Below are 18,571 nucleotides of genomic sequence, written 5' to 3' on the forward strand. Positions count from 1 at the left end.
CTCAAGACGGATCGGGAATCGCCGCGCCGAACAGCAGCACCGGCTCGCCCGGCGACGACAGCGCGACCTCGCCGCCGACCCCCGTCACCAGCGATCGCACCATCCAGGCGGCGGCCGTGCGCGACCCCAGACCGCCGGGCGGCAATGTGCCCGCCAGCGCGGCGCGCAGTTCCGGGTCGAGCACCAGCTTGGGGCCTTCGGCCCGCACCACGATTTCGGTGACACCCGGCCGCTTTTCCGCGCCCACGTCCAGTTGCCCGCCGCGCACCAGCGCATCCCCCGCAATCAGCGCCAGATTGAGCAGCACCTTGACCGGCAGTTTGCCCAGCATATCGTCGGCCACCAGCCAGCCTAACTTCACCCGGCCCGACTGGGCGAACATGCCCTCGATCGCGACCCTCGCCTCATGGGTGGGCACGGCGTCGCCAAAGCCACCGGCAGACCCGAAAGCGAGACGGAAAAATTTAAGCTTGTTGGCCGAGGTCCGCGCGCTGTCGCCCAGCAGGTCCAGACAACGCTGGCGCATGTCGGGATCGGTTTCGTCCGCCATCAATTCCAGCCCATTGTTCAGCGCACCCACGGGGCTGAGCAGGTCATGGCACAGGCGCGAGCAAAGAAGGCTCGCAAATTCAATGCTTTCTATGGCATTGCTGGTATCGGACATCAGTATCGGTCTGCCTGGCGGTTTTTGGTTTTGGGCATGATCGGCGCAAAACGCCTGTGAAGGCTCATGCGCTCCGGCGACGAACGATGCAACCCCGCCTTGCATAACATGCGATCATTCGATCCGTATCGGCGCTTCATCGAAATGCACGCCCCCCGACCCGTCCGACGCCGCGCGCCAGCACCGCGCCAGTCCGCCGCCGACGATGATCCACAATGCTCCATCGGGCGCGGCGCAGGCGGTATCGGTCGCGGATGGTTTGGCAATGCCTGATGGATGGGAATGATAATGGCCGATCACCGCCGGCCCGCCGCGCCGGGCATCGCGATGAGCGGCGATCAGGACCGCCGGGTCGATCTCGAAATGGCGGGATGGATCGGGCGCGACATTGGCCGCCGGGCCGATGGTCTGCACATGGTCCGGAACGCCCAGCAACAGTCCGCAAACTTCGTCGCGCGACTCCCCCGCCAGAGCGATGATCCGGTCGATCAGCGATCTTGATATTCGAACGGTCATTCCTACATGCTAGGCAATGGAATTGGGGGTTTCCACTCTTCACGCAACGATTTCCGAAGCCCATGGCGGCATTCGGCTGGATCGCGCCCTTGCAGAGCTGTTGCCACAGCTTTCGCGGGAGCGGCTGAAGGCGTTGATCCTCGATGGACAGGTGGTGTCGGCGCGCGGCGCCGTGGCCCGCAACCCCTCGCAAAAGGTGAGCCCCGGCGACAGTTTCGCCGTCACCCTGCCCCCGCCGACCGAGGCCGAGGCCGCGCCGCAGGATATTCCGCTCAATATCGTTCATGAGGATGCCGACCTGATCGTGGTCGACAAGCCTGCGGGGCTGGTCGTCCACCCGGCGGCAGGCAATCTGGACGGCACACTGGTCAACGCCCTGCTCCACCATTGCGCGGGGCGGTTGTCCGGCATTGGCGGGGTCGCGCGCCCCGGCATCGTCCACCGAATCGACAAGGACACGTCCGGCCTGCTGGTCGTGGCCAAGACCGACGCCGCCCATGAAGGATTGGCCCGCCAGTTCAAGGATCATTCGATCCAGCGCCTCTATGCCGCCATCGTCTATGGCGCTCCCGTCCCGGCGGCGGGCACGGTCGACACCTGGATCGGCCGCAGCGACGCCGATCGAAAGAAGATGGCGGTTCATCGGGAAGGGCGCGGCAAACATGCCGTCACCCATTATCGAGTGACAAAACCCCTGCGCGGCGCGGCGCTGGTCGAATGTCGGCTGGAAACCGGGCGGACGCATCAGGTGCGCGTCCACATGGCGCATCTGGGACACCCCTTGATCGGCGACCCGGTCTATGGCAAAAAGAGAAAAGGTTTCAAATCAATACTGGAAACGCTGGGTTTCAAAAGACAGGCATTGCACGCAAGGACACTGGGATTCATACATCCAATACGCCATGAACATATGCAGTTCGAAAGCGCGATTCCTGCCGACATGCAGGAACTGTTAAGCCAGCTTTTCGTATAGGGTTCGTCAAGTTTGCGGCGGTTTGCCGGATGCCTCATCTGGGTCCGGACCGCGCATGAAAGGGAAAGGTGAAGAGACATGGCTGCAAAGAGCAATGTCCCCGCGGTGCCGGCGCTGGGCGGTGAAGCCAGCCTGAACCGCTATCTGACGGAAATTCGGAAGTTTCCGCTGCTGACGCCGGAGCAGGAATATATGCTGGCGAAACGCTATGCCGAGCATCAGGATCCTGAGGCTGCGGCGCAACTGGTCACGTCGCACCTGCGGCTGGTGGCCAAGATCGCCATGGGCTATCGCGGCTATGGCCTGCCGGTCAGCGAACTGATTTCAGAAGGCAATATCGGCCTGATGCAGGGCGTGAAGAAATTCGAACCCGATCGCGGCTTCCGTCTGGCGACCTACGCCATGTGGTGGATTCGCGCGTCAATCCAGGAATTCATCCTGCGCTCGTGGAGCCTGGTGAAGATGGGCACCACAGCCGCGCAGAAGAAGCTGTTCTTCAACCTGCGCCGGATGAAGAACAATATCGAGGCGTTCGAGGATGGCGACCTGCGCCCGGAGGACGTGACCAAAATCGCGACCGACCTGGGCGTTACCGAGGAAGAGGTCATCTCCATGAACCGCCGCATGGCGATGGGCGGCGACACGTCGCTTAACGTCCCCATGCGCGAAGATGGCGAGGGCCAGTGGCAGGACTGGCTGGCCGACACTGATCCCTTGCAGGACGAACGGGTCGCCGACGCGCAGGAAAAGGATATGCGCCACGCCATGCTGGTGGAGGCGATGGACGATCTCAATGACCGGGAAAAGCATATCCTGGCCGAACGGCGGCTGGCCGAAGAGCCCAAGACGCTGGAGGAACTCTCGCAGGTCTATGGCGTGTCGCGCGAACGCGTCCGCCAGATCGAGGTTCGGGCGTTTGAAAAGTTGCAAAAGGCAATGATCCGCATCGCCGGCGACAAGCTGGGCAAGATGCGTATGGCGCTCGCCTGATTGTCGTCAATGTTCCCAAGCGAAAAGCCCCGGAGCGATCCGGGGCTTTTTTTTGTTGCGTTCGCCGCTCCGAATTATAGCGGCGACGTGGGACTGCAACGCCCCGTCCGACCCGCAATTGCGCTCCCCGTGGTTGCATCGGCCGGATTGATCGGGCAAAGCCATTGGCGACGGTGCCGAAATATCGGAATTTGCCGCCGAAATTGAGACGACCAACAAGAACAGCAACGACAAGAACCGATTATCTGAGGTGAAAATGGCGGAATATCCCCTTTACGAAATGTCGAGTTTTTCGCGTTCCGGTGAAACATTGATGCTCCGCTGCCTTCAGGCGCATCCCGATATCGAAGTCATCAGCCAGATCCGCGAGCCCGATGAGGAGCGCGATGTCGACCTGTTTTGGTCGGTCATCAACAAGGGCAAGCTGGCGATCGACGCCGCCGACCCGCTGACCGCCCATCGTTCGCCTCATCCCGGCACCCGCTTCATAGTCAAGAATTTCGCCTGGACGACGCGCGGCCATCGCCAGGGCTTTGTGTTGATCCGCAACCCCTTTTCGGTGGTGGTCAGCGCCCATCGCCATACCGAAGATCCCAAGAAGGAAGCCAAGCAGCGCGCCCAGCAGATCCGCTGGTGCCGCAATATCGACAAGCTGATGGTGCCCTTTATCGAGAGCATCGACAACCTCACCGCCTATCTGGCGCTCTACAACCGCAAGATGATGCATGACCGCCGTTCGGGCATGCCCTTTGTGCGCTATGAGGATTTTGTCAGCGACCCGGAAACCTGGCTGCGCAAGATCATCGCCCATCTGGGCCTGGAATGGAGCCCGCGCGTCCTTGAATCGCACCTCGATTACAAGGAAGGCGAGACCGGCCATGGCGGCATCAAATTGTGGCAGCCGATCAACATGGGCTCGATGGACAAATATAAGGCGCTGGAGCCTGAACTGGCGAGCAAGGTCTACAGCCTGACGCAGGATGTGCTGCGCGTCTATGGCTATCGCTGGAATGGCGACGAGATCAAGTTGGTCAACGCCAAGGGACTTCTCTAACCATGGATCCGGGCGGGCGCTCTCCTGGAAAAGGAGCAAAGTCCGCCCGGTTCATTGGGTTTCCAGCAGGCGCTCCGCCTGCGCCCGCGCTTCTGCGGTGATCTGCGCGCCCGAGAGCATCCGGGCGATTTCTTCCCGCCGTTCGCTGGCATCGAGCGCATGGACGCCGGTGCGGGTCACCGTTCCTTCGCTCGACTTGGCGATCAGCATATGACCCGCGCCGCGCGCCGCCACCTGCGGGCTGTGCGTCACGACCAATATCTGATTGCTCTGCGCCAGTCGCGCCAGCCGGTCGCCGATAGCGGACGCCACCGCGCCGCCCACGCCCCGGTCGATCTCATCGAAAATCAGCGTATCCGCCCCGCCCTGCTGCGCCAGAGCGACTTTCAGCGCCAATATGAAACGCGACAGTTCACCGCCTGAAGCCACCTTCACCAATGGTGCAAACGGCGCGCCTGGATTGGTGGAGATGGTGAATTCCACCCGGTCGACGCCATGGGCCGCGCCCTGCCCTTCTTCCAGAGGTTCGACGACGGTGCGGAACCGCGCGGCGTCCAGCTTCAACGGCGCCAGTTCGGCCGCGACCGCCGCGTCCAGCCTTTCCGCCGCCGCCAGTCGCTGCGCCGACAGGGCCTGCGCGGCGACCCGATAGGCGCGAGCCTTCGCTGCGACATCCGCCTCGAGCGCCGCCAGTTCCGCCTCACCACCCTCTATGGAGGCAAGGCGGCCGACCATGTCGTCGCGCAGCGCCGCCAGATCATCCGGCTGCACCTGATGCTTGCGGGCAAGGCCGCGCAGGTCGAACAGGCGCGTTTCCATGGCGTCCAGACGCGCAGGATCGAAACTGAGCGCCTCGGCCGCTTCGCCCAGCCGATCTTCCGCCTCGCCCGCTTCGATCAGCGCCCTGTCCAACGCTTCCAGCAATAAGGTCAGGACCGGATGTTCGCCCGCAATCCGGTCCAGCCGCCGCGCCGCCTGCCTCAGCCGCGCGATGCCGCCATCCGACCCGGTCAGGCAATCGGCGACCACAGACAGGTCGTCAGCCAGTCGTGCGCCCTTCTGCATGGTCGCCCGTTCGGCCGCCAGCATCGCCTCCTCGCCCGCTTCCGGCGCGAATCGGGACAGTTCCTCTACCGCATGGGTCAGATAGTCCCGATCACGAGCCGCCTCTTCCACGCCCGCGCGCGCCGCGATGAGCCGCTCTTCCGCCGCGCGCCAGGCGCCATGGGCCACCGCAACTGTCGCCGTTTCGCACGCCCCGAAAGCGTCAAGCAAAATCCTGTGGCCACGCGGGTTGAGCAAGCCCCTATCGTCATGCTGCCCGTGAATTTCGACCAATGCAGCGCCCAGTTCGCGCAACAACGCCGCCGAACAGGGCTGATCGTTGATGAAGGCACGGCTGCCGCCATCAGCCTTCACCAGGCGGCGGATCATGATCGGCTCCCCCGCCTCCACTTCCAATCCATTATCGGTCAGAAGTTCAAGTGCGCGATGGCCCACGCCAGGAGCATCGAATGTGGCGGTGACGCTGGCCTGCGCCTCGCCGCTGCGCACCAATCCACTATCGGCGCGCGCGCCCAGCGCCAGCCCCAGAGAATCGAGCAATATGGATTTGCCCGCCCCCGTCTCGCCGGTCAGCACCGACAGGCCGTCGCCGAATTCAAGGTCCAGCGCCTCGATCAGCACCACGTTACGGATCGACAGGGCGGTCAGCATGAACGGCTTTTACCCCAAAAAGAACATAAGGGAAACATTGACCGTGTCTGGTCGCCCCCTCACCCCTTTATCAGCCGGGCGTCATGCCGAAGGAGCATGTTCCTGCATCAGTTTGAAGGAGCGTTCATACCATTCGCTGCCGGGGTAATTCGCGCCGAGCACGGCTGCGGCCTTCTTAGCTTCGTCGGGAATGCCCAGCGACAGATAACTTTCGACGAGGCGTTCCAGCGCTTCTGGCGTGTGCGTGGTGGTCTGATATTTGTCAACGACAGTGCGGAAACGCAGCGTCGCCGCCAGCCACTGTCCGCGCCGCTGATAAAAACGGCCCAGTTCCATTTCCTTGCCCGCCAGATGGTCATTGACCAGGTCGACCTTCAACCGGGCGTCCGCAGCATAGCGGCTCTGGGGATAACGGCGAATGAGTTCGCCCAGCGCATCGAGCGCCTGTTGCGTGATCTTCTGGTCGCGGGTCACGTCGGCAATCTGCTCATAATAGCAGAGCGCGATCAGATAATAAGCGTAGGGGGCGTCCTTGTTCCCGGGGTGAATCGACAGGAAACGCTGCGCCGCGCCAACTGACTCGCTATAGTCGGTGTTCATATAATAGCTGAAAGCCGACATAAGCTGCGCCCGCCGCGCCCAAGGCGAATAGGGGTGTTGACGCTCCACTTCGTCGAACAGCGCCGCCGACAGCTTGTACTGCCCCTTTTCCAGCCGCGCCTTGCCCGCATTATAGAGGGTGGAAACATCGCGCGCGACATATTGCGTGTCCGCCTTGTTCTTCGAAGTCGAACAGCCTGCAAGCAGAGCGAGGGCAAGGGCGGGAGCGCACAGGCGCCACGACGTCATCTGTTTCCTGAACATGGCGCGGTCATAGCCGAGCCGACGCGCCGCGCCAAGCGACAGATTGCGATCCGTCATCATCTCCTCGCGGGAAAATCGAGCATCGCCATCGCGCCACCGCTGGCCGAAGGCGTGAGCATGAACCGCCCGCCCAACTGGCTCGCCAACACGTCCGCAATGCGCAGACCCAGGCTGGATCGCGCATCCGGATCGAAACCGGCTGGCAGGCCCCGGCCATCGTCGCTGACCCGCAGCCGCAACATGCCATCGTCATCCTTTGCCAACGCAATATGGATATTGCCCTTTCGTTCAGAGTCGAATCCATGTTCAAAGGCATTGCTGACCGCTTCGGCCGTCACCAGCGCGAGCGGCACCATGGTGTCGGCCTCCACCACCAGATCGCCGGGCACATCGACGACAAGGCCGATGTCCTCGCGTCCGGCCGCCTCGGCCAGATCGCGCGACAGCATGTCCAGCAACGCGCCAATCTCCTGCCCCGTGTCATCAGGGCGATACAGCGCCCGGCTGATCTTGCCGATCAGCGCCAGACGCCCCGCCGCCTCCTCCATCACCTTGCGCGCCTCTTCATCGCGCACCTGCCGCCGATGCAGCGATAGCAATGCGGCGACCACCTGAAGATTGTTCGACACGCGATGCTGCAATTCATGAAACAGCAACTCGCGATTATCGGCCAATTTGCGGTTACGCTCGCGCTCGACCGCCAGGTTGTAATTGGCGCGCTGCATCCAGTGGATGACGAGAATGTCGACGGCAACAACCCCGATATAAAAGGCCATCGCCGTCACAACCGCCGAATTGACGCCGAAAGAGGATTGCGGCGCGATGAAGAAATACCAGGACAGAAGGCCGCAGATCAGCGCCGCGAAAATACCCGGCCTGACCCCGAACAGGAATGAGGACAGGATGACAGCGGGGAAGAAGGAAAGAAAGGGATAGCCCGGCGGCAACAATGGTTCCGCCAGCTCACGCAGGAAGAAGCAGATCGCGCAGAGCGACGCCACACAGGCATAGCTGTGCCAGGCACGAGGAAGCCGGAGCGGCAGGCGCTCAATAAAACGCTCATTGGCGCGCTGCATCAGACCCTCATAGCAGGGCGCGTCAATATGAAGCCCCGGACTTGCAATGCATATAGCCAATCAGGGTATTGATCTATCGACAAAAAAAACGGCTCGTCGCAATATTGCCGGAACGCGAAAAGGCCCGGCGAGAATATTTTCGCCGGGCCTTTTACTTCAATTGCAATGCCTTTTCACGATCAGTCGCGATCGCCCGTCAGGAAGGAAGGCGCGAATTCAGGATCCGGCCCCTCATCCTTGCCGCCTTCGCGGCGCGGGCCACGATCGCCACGGCCACCACCGCGACGGTTGCGGTCGCCACGGCCTTCGCCATCACGGCGCGGACCGCGATCGCCACGGTCGCCGCGCGGTTCACGCGGTTCGCGGGCGGGACGGGTGTCTTCCAGTTCCTCGCCGGTTTCCTGATCGACGACGCGCATCGACAGGCGAACCTTGCCGCGCGGGTCGATTTCCAGAACCTTGACCTTCACTTCCTGGCCTTCCGACACAACGTCGGTCGGCTTTTCCACGCGCTCATTCTTCATTTCGGAGACGTGGACGAGACCGTCCTTGCCACCCATGAAGTTCACGAACGCGCCGAAGTCGACGATGTTGACGACCTTGCCGGTGTAGACCTTGCCGACTTCCGCTTCCTCGACGATGCCGAGAATCCACTTCTTGGCGGCTTCGATCTGAGCGATGTCGGACGAGCTGATCTTGATGATGCCCTCGTCGTCGATGTCGACCTTGGCGCCGGTTTCCGCGACGATTTCGCGGATAACCTTGCCGCCGGTGCCGATGACGTCACGGATCTTCGACTTGTCGATCTGGATCGTTTCGATGCGCGGGGCGTGCGCCGACAGTTCGGTGCGGGTCGAGGACAGCGCCTTGCTCATTTCACCCAATATGTGGGCGCGGCCTTCCTTGGCCTGGCGCAGCGCGACTTCGAAGATTTCCTGCGTGATGCCGGCAACCTTGATGTCCATCTGCATGGTGGTGATGCCGGCTTCGGTGCCCGCAACCTTGAAGTCCATGTCGCCCAGATGATCCTCGTCACCCAGAATGTCGCTGAGCACAGCGAATTCCTTGCCTTCCAGGATCAGGCCCATGGCGATGCCCGACACCGGGCGCTTCAGCGGAACGCCCGCGTCCATCATCGACAGCGAACCGCCGCACACCGTCGCCATAGACGAAGAGCCGTTGGATTCGGTGATGTCGGACAGAACACGGATGGTGTAGGGGAACTCGTCCTTGCTCGGCAGCACCGGGTGGAGCGCGCGCCATGCCAGCTTGCCATGGCCGACTTCGCGGCGGCCCGGGGCGCCGAAGCGGCCGACTTCACCGACCGAATAGGGCGGGAAGTTGTAGTGCAGCATGAAGTTTTCATAATGCAGGCCGGTGAGGCCGTCGATCATCTGCTCGGCGTCCTTGGTGCCCAGCGTGGTGGTGCAGATCGCCTGCGTTTCGCCACGGGTGAACAGCGCCGAACCATGGGTGCGCGGCAGGAAGCCCACCATCGCCTCGATCGGGCGGATCTGCGTGGTGGTGCGACCGTCGATGCGCTGGCCTTCCTTCAGGATGGCGGTGCGGACGATCTCGGCTTCCAGCTTCTTGGTCAGCTTGATGCCGGCCATCACCGTCTGGGCGTCGAGGCCGTCCTCCGCGAACATCGCCTTCGCCTTGGCGCGGGCTTCGTTCAGCGCGTTCGAACGGGCGGACTTATCGGTCAGCTTGTAGGCGGCGGCGATGTCGGCGCCGATCAGGCCCTTCAGCTTCGCCTTGAGGTCGCCCAGATCATCGCTCCTGGCCATGTCCCAGGGTTCCTTGGCGGCCTTTTCAGCGAGCTTGATGATCGCTTCGACGACCTTCTTCGACGCATCATGGGCGAACATCACGGCGCCCAGCATGACGTCTTCGGACAGTTCCTTGGCTTCCGATTCGACCATCATCACCGCGTCATGGGTGGCGGCGACGACCAGATCGAGTTCCCCGGTCTTCACTTCGTCCAGGCTGGGGTTCAGCTGATATTCGCCATCCTTGTAACCCACGCGCGCCGCGCCGATGGGCCCCAGGAAAGGCACGCCCGACAGGGTCAGGGCGGCCGACGCGGCGATCATCGCCACAATGTCGGGCTCGCTTTCGCCATCAAAGCTCAGAACCTGAGCGATGACGTTGATTTCGTTATAGAAGCCTTCGGGGAACAGCGGGCGGATCGGGCGGTCGATCAGGCGGGAAACCAGCGTTTCCTTTTCCGTGGCGCCGCGTTCGCGCTTGAAGAAGCCGCCGGGGATGCGGCCGGCGGCGGAATATTTTTCCTGATAGTGAACGGTCAGCGGGAAGAAATCCTGCCCTTCCTTCACCGACTTGGCGGCCGTCACGGCGCACAGCACCACGGTTTCGCCATAGGTGGCCAGCACGGCGGCGTCGGCCTGACGCGCGATGCGGCCGGTTTCGAGGGTCAGCGTCTTGCCGCCCAGCTCGATGGAGACTTTCTTTACATCAAACATGTGTTTTCCTTTGCCCGCCCGGCCCTATTGCCCGGCGGGGCCTCTTCTTGCGGGCTATCCGGCCCGCTGCGGCGTGGGGCATCATCTGGCCCCGTTTGCGAGGATCACGCCGGATTGCGCGATCTCCCCTTGGTCTTGCTCTCCGTGGGAGAGCAGGCGTTCAAGCCGAACGCCCTATATCGCTTATCGTGCTCCGGCGAAAGCCGGAGCCCAGGGTTACGAAGGCTGTGCCCGGAACCCCGGATCCCGGCCTTCGCCGGGATGACCTGATACGTAAACGGCCCGCCGAAGCGGGCCGAACGATCAGGTCACTTGCGCAGGCCCAGCTTGCCGATGAGGTCGGTATAACGCGCCCCATCCTTTTTCTTCAGATAGTCCAGCAGCGAACGACGCTTGTTGACCAGCATCAGCAGGCCGCGACGGCTGTGGTTATCCTTGTGATGACCCTTAAAATGCTCGGTCAGGTTCGAAATGCGTTCCGACAGGATCGCAACCTGAACTTCCGGCGAACCGGTATCGCCTTCGGCGCGGGCATATTCCTTGATCAGCGCGTCCTTGCGCTCTGCAGTGATCGACATCGGGCTTCCTTTCGTATCTAGAGATTGAAGCCGCGCACCACCCGCATTTCCGGGCCACTGGACTCCACCAGCGCGACGGGCGTTTCGCCCAACATCGCCAGCAGGAGACCGGTGTGCGGTTTCCCGGTCAGCACCTTCCCCTGGCGGAGAGCCAATGCTTCATCGGGAGTGACGGAAAGGGCCGGGATGTCGTCCAGCCCCGCCGTCAACGGCAGCATATACTGGCCGATGCCGCCGCCATTAGCGGCTTGGTTCAATTTGTCCAGCGAAATCGCGGATTGCAGCGTGAACGGCCCGGCCTTCACCCGACGCAACATGGCGACATGCCCCACCGTGCCGAGCGCCAGCGCGATGTCGCGGGCAAGGGAGCGGATATAGGTGCCCTTCGAAACATGGGCGGTCAGGGTGACGTCCCCGACCCGATCGTCACCCTGAACTTGTTTCGGGGTCCATTTCACCGGATCGTGCGGTGGTTCATGGGGCGCGATGGATGCTGAAACAAGTTCAGCATGACGAAGGGCAAGGGAATGGATCACGACATTCCGCATCTTCATTTCGACCTCTTCGCCTTTCCGCGCAAGGTCGTAGGCGCGCTGGCCGTCGATCAGGATCGCGCTATAGGCGGGCGGCGCCTGCTCAATCGGCCCGGTGAAGCGCGGCAGCACCGCCTCCACCTGCGCCAAAGTCGGCCGCAAATCGCTCATCGCGATAACCTGCCCCTCCAGATCCAGCGTGTCGGTCTGTTCCCCGAAAGCGATGGTGAAGTCATAAATCTTGTCGCTGTCGAGCATCCGCCCCGCCAGCTTGGTCGCTTCGCCAATGGCCACGGGCAGCACGCCGGTCGCCAGCGGATCGAGCGTGCCGCCATGGCCCACCTTCACCTTGCCCGCGCCGCATTGGCGCAGCACGCGCTTCACCGCGCTCACCGCCTGGGTCGATCCCAGGCCGTGGGGTTTGTCCATGATGATCCAGCCATGCATGGCGGCCGCCCTTATCGCTCCCGTCTTTCCCTGTCAGCCTTTATTGCGCTATTCGGGCGGCATGACGATCAAGCTCATCTGCCTGGATGCCGACGACACGCTCTGGCACAATATGCGGCACTTCAACGCGACCGAGGATGCGCTGCTCGACATGCTGCATCCCTTTGCCGAGGCGCATGTAACCCGCGAGCGGCTGATCACCTGCGAAACGCGCAACCTGCCGCTTTATGGCTATGGCGCCAAGGGCTTTACCCTGTCGATGATCGAAACGGCGGTGGAACTGGCCGGAGACGCGCTGACAAAGCAGATGATCGAGGAGATATTGGCGGCGGGACGCGCCCTGCTCGCCCATCCGGTGCAGTTGTTCGACGGGGTGGAAGAGACGCTGGATCGGCTTGCCCGTTTCGGCCCGGTGGTGCTGGTGACGAAGGGCGACCTGCTGCATCAGGAAAGCAAGCTCGCCGCGTCGGGCCTGGGCGACCTGTTCAGCGGCATCGAGATTGTCAGCGACAAGACCAGTGACACTTTCCGCAACATCTTCGCCCGCTTCGGCGTAGCGCCTCAACAGGCGGTGATGGCGGGCGATTCGATGCGGTCCGACATATTGCCCGCGCTGGAAGCGGGCGCATGGGCCGCCTTCATCCCGCAGGAGGGCGCATGGGCGCATGAACAGGCGCAAGCCCCCGCCGCCCATGACCATTTCACCCAACTATCGCGCCTCGCCGACCTGCCTGACTGGGTCGCGGGGATAAGTTAAGCGACGCGAGACGCAGAGCCACCTCTCAATCGGGATCACTTTCCGCTGAGCCATGAATAAACCCGGTTTTCAGGGGAAAGCCTGCCCGCTGCATGGTGTAAATCGTTGATCCAATGCAACGATAGGGCACGTCCTCAGCCCCACCCTTCAGAACCATTTCCTGCCCGGAAGGTCGCTCTGCGAACTTCTGCAAAAGCTCGTTATCATCCATCTTTCGACCATCAATGTGGATGGAACAGCGCCCCGCAGGGTCGAGCGCGATCTCTATTTCGAGCGGAGCGCGCACCGCCGATCCCGCATTGCAAGCGCAGAGGAACGACAAGGACGAAAGCCACAATCCAAGGCTCCGAAAAATCACGACCCCATCCGTTCGACAAAATGGCGGCGGCACAGCGCGACATAGAGGTCATTACCACCGATTTCCGTCTGCTCGCCCTGGCGCACGGCCCTGCCCTGCCCGTCCACGCGCAGGTTCATCGTCGCCTTGCGCCCGCATTCGCAGATCGTCTTGATCTCGGTCAGCGTATCGGCAAGACCCAGCAGCATCGCCGCCCCTTCGAACAGCGCACCCTGAAAATCGGTGCGGATGCCATAGCAGAGCACCGGAATGGACAGGTCGTCGCACACCCGCGCCAATTGCCACACCTGCCCTTGCGTCAGGAACTGCGCCTCATCGATCAGCACGCAGGACAAGGGGGCTTCCGCATGGCAGGCAGCGATGGCGGCCAGGATGTCGGTGTCGGGATCGAACAGATGCGCCCCCGCCTCCAGCCCGATGCGCGACGCGATGCGTCCCCGTCCATAGCGGTCGTCCAGCGCGGCGGTCCACAACATGGTGGCCATGCCGCGTTCCTGATAGTTGAAGCTCGATTGCAGCAGCGTGGTCGATTTCCCCGCATTCATCGAGCTATAATAGAAATAGAGCTTCGCCATCGCGGGGTCAGCGGATCGTCGGCGCGACGCGATGGAGGAAGCGGACCAGCGCGTCGGCCAGTGCGATGCGCCGGTCGGAAAAACTATGGTCGGTCGGCCAGACCATCAGCGCCGCTTCCGGATTGGCGGCCTGCGCGTCGGCGGCGACTTTGCGCGCCATGGCGGCGATGCCTCGCTCCGCCCCGATGATCGACACTGGCCTGCGCCCCATGGCGGCCAGACGGCGGCCAAGGTCGAAATGCGCGCCATCGCCCCGGATTTCGGCGGTCAGGCTGTCATAACTGGCCCCGGCCAGCGGCGGCAGGTCGCCCGCCACTTCTTCCTTCCATGCGGCTTCGCCCTCCGGCGTGGCGAGGGCAGCGACCGTCTGCGCCGGGTCCCATGGGTCGATCAGGAACAGTCCAGCGACGCGCGGATCGTCAGCGACGGCATCGGCCGCCATGAAGCCGCCCATGCTGTGCCCCGCAACCACGATGGCCCCGGTGTCGATGCGGTATCGCGCGACATTGGCCGGTTCGCGCAGGAAGGCGAGCGCGCCATGGGCGTCCTGCGCCGCATGGGCGAAGGAAAATGCGCCCGGACTGCCCCAGGAGCCGCGATAATGCAGCGTCAGCACATGCCATCCGGCGCGGCGGGCCGCCTGCGCCAGGTCCAGATTCTGCTCGTTGCCCGGAAAGCCGTGCAGCAGCAGCAAGGTCGGGTGCAGCCCCGGCCCGGCGGCGGCATAGAGCAGCGCATTCATCGCCCCGTCCTGCGCGGGAATGACGAAAGCGTGCATAGCGGCGGGATAGGCGGCGTCGGGCGCGGGATCGCTGACGACCGCCGGATGGATGGCGGATTCCCTTGCCATGGCGGGGGCAGCGATAAGGGACGCCGCCGCCAGCATCGTCCAGCATTTCGTCATTCGCCATCCACCTTTTCGCCGATCCTGCTTCGCCTATCCATCACTGGCAGCATTTGAATTCCGTCGCCCCGCACGATCCATTCGACCCGGTCGCCTTCCGCCAAACCAAGTTCCTCGCGCAGAGCTTTGGACAGAGTGATCCGCCCTCGCTTGTCCATCCTGATCTTCTTCGCCTGACTATGCCCGAGCCGACGCTGGCGAACAACCGATCCTCTTATGCTTTGGATGCTTCCCGCTCAGGCGAGCCAGGATTGACGGCGCGCGACCAACAGCCAGTGCTTGCCGGTCCAGCGATAGATACGCAATTCGCCACTGCCGCACAGGCTCCCACAGGTCGAGCCGACATCAATGAACATATATGGGTCCACGAAACTCGGGAGCGAATAGCTGATCCGGACCGGGCATTCGGGATCGTCATGAGTGGACGCCATCCGCGCGCCGACAGGAAGCCATTTAGGATCTATCTCGAACCGCGCCAATTTCGTCGGGAGCCCCGTCCCGCTCTCTTCAAGACGGTCATATTGAGCGCGCTCGATGCGCTCCAGTGGCTCGCCATCGGGCGAACGCCAGTCGGATGGCTCTCTCCACAGCCCCTGAAACCAGGTCCACATATTCCGGGACATGCGCGGACCTTCCAGCGCTGGCGCGCCGAGGGCCGGAGCGAAGCACAGGCCTCGACCGTCGCGCAGTTCACCCGCCACCTTCAGCACGCTCAGGGATCGCTCCGCCTTGCGGCGATCGCCACCTGCGGCGACCCATGCCCATTGCCGTAGCATCAACTCAGGCTCAGCTTGCAAGACAGACCGGATCGCCGCCTGCCCCTGCATAGGATTGGGCGGCGGGGGCGACCGGTCGCACGCTGTCACCAGAGCGGCTAGACCGAGGGCCGCCAAACATAGTGGGAGCCTCTGGACAACGGCAGGCAAATCAATCCTCCGTGTCACCCTCGTCCGACGCCAGATCGCGCGCCACCTTCGGGTCGCGCAGCAGCTTGTCGATATGGCTGCCCTCGTCGAAGCTCTCGTCGGCCAGGAATTTGAGCTTCGCCGCATATTTCAGGCGGGTGCGGTGCGCCACCTCGCGCTGGAGATAGGCGGTGTTGGTGCGCAGCGCCTTCAGCACCGCTTCCTCGTCCTGGCCCAGCAAGGATTTCACGAACACCGTGGCATGGCGCAGGTCGGGCGACATGCGCACCTCGGTGACGCTGACGACATGGGCCGCCAGCACATCGTCATGCACGTCCCCGCGCTGGAGGATGTCCGACAGGATATGGCGCACCTGTTCGCCCACGCGCAGCAGGCGGACGGACGGGCCTTCGGATTGCTGTTGAGCCATATATGATCCTCGTCACCCCAGCGAAAGCTGGGGTTTCAGGCGAAAGCAGAGCCAGGCCGCACGAGACCCCAGCTTGCGCTGGGGTGACGCGCCTTTCCATTTACAGCGTGCGGACGCGTTCCTCGACCTCGAACAGTTCGAGCGTGTCGCCAACCTTGATGTCGTTGGTGTCCTGCAACACCGCGCCGCATTCCATGCCCGCGCGGACTTCGGACACATCGTCCTTGAACCGGCGAAGCGAGGCGATGACCGTCTTCGACACGATGACATCGTCGCGGGTAAGGCGCGCGTTGAGCCCCTTGCGAATGATGCCGTCCATGACGAGCAGGCCCGCCGCCTTGTCCTTCTTGCCGGCCGGGAAGACCTGAAGCACTTCGGCGCGGCCGACGACCGTTTCGATGCGTTCGGGGGCAAGCTGGCCCGCCATTTCGTTGCGGACTTCCTCCAGCAGGTCGTAGATCACGTCATAATAGCGCAGCGAGATTTTCTCGCGCTCCGCCAACTGGCGCGCCTTGGCGTTGGGGCGGACGTTAAAGCCGATCAGCGGCGCGCGGCTGGCGGCGGCCAGCGTGACGTCGCTTTCGGTGATCGCGCCAACGCCCGAATGCAGGATGCGGACCTTGATCTCGTCGGTAGAGATGCGGTTCAGCGAAGACACGATGGCCTCCACCGACCCCTGAACGTCGCCCTTCACCACCACCGGATATTCGATGACCTTGGTGCTGAGCGCCGAGAACATGCTCTCGAAGCTGGTCGGCGCGGCGGTCGTGCGCTTCTTCGTCGCCTGTTCCTGACGATAGGCGGCGACTTCGCGCGCCCGCGCCTCGTTCTCGACGACCGTCAACTGATCGCCGGCCATCGGCACGCCCGACAGGCCCAAAACCTCGACCGGGGTCGAAGGACCGGCGGTCTTCACCTGTTGCCCCTTGTCGTTGATCATCGCGCGGACCTTGCCGCTTTCCGAACCGATGACGAACGTGTCGCCGATCTTGAGCGTGCCCTTGCGCACCAGCACGGTGGCGACGGCGCCGCGGCCCTTGTCCAGCTGCGCCTCGATCACATTGCCTTCGGCGTCGCGATCCGGGTTGGCGGTCAATTCCAGCAATTCGGCCTGAAGCAGGATCTTTTCGATCAGCGTTTCAAGACCGGTGCCCTTGAGCGCGGAAACCTCCACATCCTGGGTCTCGCCGCCCATATCCTCGACGATCACCTCATGCTCCAGCAGGCGCTCGCGCACCTTCTGGGGATTGGCATCGGGCTTGTCGCACTTGTTGATGGCGACAATCATCGGAACGCCGGCGGCCTTGGTATGGTTGATCGCCTCGATCGTTTGCGGCATCAGCCCGTCATCGGCCGCCACCACCAGGATGACGATATCGGTGACGTTGGCGCCGCGGGCGCGCATTTCCGAGAAGGCCTCGTGGCCCGGCGTGTCGAGGAAGGTGATGAGATCACCGCTCTTCGTTTTCACCTGATAGGCGCCGATATGTTGGGTGATGCCGCCGCTTTCGCCGGACACCACATTGGTGCCGCGCAGCGCGTCGAGCAGCGACGTCTTGCCATGATCGACATGGCCCATGATGGTGACCACCGGCGCACGCGGCATCAGCGTTTCGGGCGCATCGGGTTCGCCCGCCATGCCCAGTTCGACGTCGGATTCCGACACGCGCTGGATATTATGGCCGAATTCCTCGACCAGCAATTCGGCGGTGTCCTGGTCGATCGCCTGGTTGAGCGTGACGGCCATGCCCATCTTGAACAGCGACTTGACCAGGTCCGCGCCCTTTTCGGCCATGCGGTTCGCCAGTTCCTGAACCGTGATGCTTTCAGGCACCACGACATCGCGCACCTGTTTTTCGCGCTGCTGGCTGCCGCCCGAATAATGGGCGCGCTTTTCCTTTTCGCGCGCGCGCTTGAGCGCGGCGAGGCTGCGGGCGCGGGCGCTGTCGTCGTCGGCCAACGCACGGGTCACGGTCAGCTTGCCGGACTGGCGACGATTGTCGTCGCCACGCTTGGCGCGCTCCGGCTTGGCCGGTTCGGGCCGCTTGGCGGGGGTGACCGGCGTGAAGCGGCGGGGCGGCGGGGCCGTCGAGGCGCCGGTCGCAGCGGGGGCCGCTTCGGCGGAGGCCGCAGGCGCAGGCTCGGCGTTCGGAGCAGATGCAGGAGCCTCGGGAACCTCGGCGGCTTCTTCCGCAACCTTGTCCTGTTCGACAACCGCGCTGTCGGACTGCACCTCTGCGGCTTCGGCGGCCTGCCGGTTTTCCTCCGCGCGACGCTTTTCTTCCTCGCTGGCGGCCAGGCGCTCGGCCTCCTCACGACGGCGCGCCTCTTCCAGCGCGGTCATGCGGGCTTCCTCGGCCTCGCGCAGCAGCTTGGCCTGCAATTCCTGACGCGACATGAGCGACTGGGCCGGGCGTGGCGCGGGCGGCGCGGCGCGCTGCACCGGCGCCTGAGGCGCGGGCGCGGCGGGACGCGGCGCTGGCGCCGGATCAGCCTGCGGCGCGGCAGCAGGCGCGCCGCCGGCGGCTTCGCCCGGCTTGCCCAGGACACGGCGCCGCTTCACTTCGACCACGACCGTATTCTTGCGGCCATGACTGAACTGCTGCTGCACCTGACCCGATTCCACGGTCCGCTTGATACCCAGCGGCTTGCGGCCCAGAACCGGCTTGTCTTCCTTGCTGTCACTCATACGACTGAACTTACACCCTTCGCTTCACGTCCGACCGGAAAGGCCCGTCGGCGCCC

The 18,571-nt window shown here is 63.4% G+C and carries 19 protein-coding genes; 4 read left to right on the forward strand and 15 right to left on the reverse strand.

Features of this window, described 5'->3' with window-relative positions; all coding sequences use genetic code 11:
* Position 1: 1 nt before the first annotated feature.
* A complete protein-coding gene (locus GGR44_RS04135; RefSeq protein ID WP_183954130.1) occupies positions 2-664 on the reverse strand; it encodes a histidine phosphotransferase family protein in 663 nt (220 codons plus the stop codon).
* A gap of 114 nt (positions 665-778) precedes the next feature.
* Complete coding sequence (locus GGR44_RS04140) at positions 779-1,180, reverse strand: M67 family metallopeptidase (RefSeq protein ID WP_183954131.1); 402 nt, start codon at positions 1,178-1,180, stop codon at positions 779-781.
* 16 nt (positions 1,181-1,196) lie between these two features.
* Here GGR44_RS04140 and GGR44_RS04145 point away from each other — a divergent pair, with 16 nt between their 5' ends.
* The 3 genes from GGR44_RS04145 (at position 1,197) to GGR44_RS04155 (ending at position 4,197) form a co-directional block, all read left to right on the forward strand.
* Positions 1,197-2,153 (forward strand): RluA family pseudouridine synthase, encoded by a 957-nt coding sequence (locus tag GGR44_RS04145; RefSeq protein WP_183954132.1) that lies wholly within the window; start codon positions 1,197-1,199, stop codon positions 2,151-2,153.
* Positions 2,154-2,231: 78 nt separating this feature from the next.
* On the forward strand, positions 2,232-3,143 hold the full coding sequence (gene rpoH / locus GGR44_RS04150; RefSeq protein WP_183954133.1) for an RNA polymerase sigma factor RpoH: 912 nt from the start codon (positions 2,232-2,234) through the stop codon (positions 3,141-3,143).
* Between the two features lie 256 nt (positions 3,144-3,399).
* Positions 3,400-4,197: a sulfotransferase family protein gene (locus GGR44_RS04155; RefSeq protein ID WP_183954134.1), complete on the forward strand. Its 798-nt coding sequence runs from the start codon at positions 3,400-3,402 to the stop codon at positions 4,195-4,197.
* A gap of 51 nt (positions 4,198-4,248) precedes the next feature.
* Here the strand turns inward: GGR44_RS04155 and recN are convergent, their stop codons facing one another.
* The 6 genes from recN to truB form a co-directional block, all read right to left on the reverse strand.
* On the reverse strand, positions 4,249-5,913 hold the full coding sequence (gene recN, locus GGR44_RS04160) for a DNA repair protein RecN (protein ID WP_183954135.1): 1,665 nt from the start codon (positions 5,911-5,913) through the stop codon (positions 4,249-4,251).
* A gap of 81 nt (positions 5,914-5,994) precedes the next feature.
* Positions 5,995-6,777 carry an outer membrane protein assembly factor BamD gene (locus GGR44_RS04165; RefSeq protein WP_183954253.1) on the reverse strand — a complete coding sequence of 261 codons (783 nt, stop codon included), beginning with the start codon at positions 6,775-6,777 and terminating at the stop codon, positions 5,995-5,997.
* 56 nt (positions 6,778-6,833) lie between these two features.
* Entirely contained in the window at positions 6,834-7,853 is a 1,020-nt protein-coding gene (locus GGR44_RS04170) for a sensor histidine kinase (protein WP_183954136.1), read from the reverse strand.
* Positions 7,854-8,032: 179 nt separating this feature from the next.
* Positions 8,033-10,339, reverse strand: a complete 2,307-nt coding sequence (pnp, locus tag GGR44_RS04175) for a polyribonucleotide nucleotidyltransferase (RefSeq protein WP_183954137.1) — start codon at positions 10,337-10,339, stop codon at positions 8,033-8,035.
* Between the two features lie 308 nt (positions 10,340-10,647).
* Positions 10,648-10,917 (reverse strand): 30S ribosomal protein S15, encoded by a 270-nt coding sequence (gene rpsO / locus GGR44_RS04180; protein ID WP_183954138.1) that lies wholly within the window; start codon positions 10,915-10,917, stop codon positions 10,648-10,650.
* Between the two features lie 17 nt (positions 10,918-10,934).
* Entirely contained in the window at positions 10,935-11,897 is a 963-nt protein-coding gene (truB, locus tag GGR44_RS04185) for a tRNA pseudouridine(55) synthase TruB (RefSeq protein ID WP_183954139.1), read from the reverse strand.
* Positions 11,898-11,958: 61 nt separating this feature from the next.
* On the opposite strand from truB, the gene GGR44_RS04190 reads away from it, so the two are divergent.
* Positions 11,959-12,654, forward strand: a complete 696-nt coding sequence (locus tag GGR44_RS04190) for an HAD family hydrolase (RefSeq protein WP_183954140.1) — start codon at positions 11,959-11,961, stop codon at positions 12,652-12,654.
* Between the two features lie 25 nt (positions 12,655-12,679).
* Here the strand turns inward: GGR44_RS04190 and GGR44_RS04195 are convergent, their stop codons facing one another.
* From GGR44_RS04195 to infB, 7 genes are all read right to left on the reverse strand, one after another.
* The gene (locus GGR44_RS04195; protein WP_183954255.1) at positions 12,680-12,940 is read right to left on the reverse strand and encodes an ExbD/TolR family protein; all 261 of its coding nucleotides are present in this window, start codon (positions 12,938-12,940) and stop codon (positions 12,680-12,682) included.
* Between the two features lie 68 nt (positions 12,941-13,008).
* Positions 13,009-13,587, reverse strand: coding sequence for a thymidine kinase (locus tag GGR44_RS04200; protein WP_183954141.1), 579 nt, complete (start codon positions 13,585-13,587; stop codon positions 13,009-13,011).
* Between the two features lie 7 nt (positions 13,588-13,594).
* The gene (locus GGR44_RS04205) at positions 13,595-14,491 is read right to left on the reverse strand and encodes an alpha/beta hydrolase family protein (RefSeq protein ID WP_183954142.1); all 897 of its coding nucleotides are present in this window, start codon (positions 14,489-14,491) and stop codon (positions 13,595-13,597) included.
* On the reverse strand, positions 14,488-14,649 hold the full coding sequence (locus GGR44_RS04210) for an AbrB/MazE/SpoVT family DNA-binding domain-containing protein (protein ID WP_183954143.1): 162 nt from the start codon (positions 14,647-14,649) through the stop codon (positions 14,488-14,490). Before GGR44_RS04210 ends, GGR44_RS04205 begins: the two co-directional genes overlap by 4 nt.
* A 78-nt stretch (positions 14,650-14,727) precedes the next feature.
* Positions 14,728-15,288 carry a hypothetical protein gene (locus tag GGR44_RS04215; RefSeq protein ID WP_183954144.1) on the reverse strand — a complete coding sequence of 187 codons (561 nt, stop codon included), beginning with the start codon at positions 15,286-15,288 and terminating at the stop codon, positions 14,728-14,730.
* Positions 15,289-15,418: 130 nt separating this feature from the next.
* Positions 15,419-15,826 carry a 30S ribosome-binding factor RbfA gene (gene rbfA / locus GGR44_RS04220; protein WP_183954145.1) on the reverse strand — a complete coding sequence of 136 codons (408 nt, stop codon included), beginning with the start codon at positions 15,824-15,826 and terminating at the stop codon, positions 15,419-15,421.
* 100 nt (positions 15,827-15,926) lie between these two features.
* Positions 15,927-18,515: a translation initiation factor IF-2 gene (gene infB / locus GGR44_RS04225; RefSeq protein WP_183954146.1), complete on the reverse strand. Its 2,589-nt coding sequence runs from the start codon at positions 18,513-18,515 to the stop codon at positions 15,927-15,929.
* Positions 18,516-18,571: the final 56 nt, after the last annotated feature.

The organism is Sphingobium fontiphilum, assembly GCF_014196635.1.
Lineage (GTDB): Bacteria > Pseudomonadota > Alphaproteobacteria > Sphingomonadales > Sphingomonadaceae > Sphingobium > Sphingobium fontiphilum.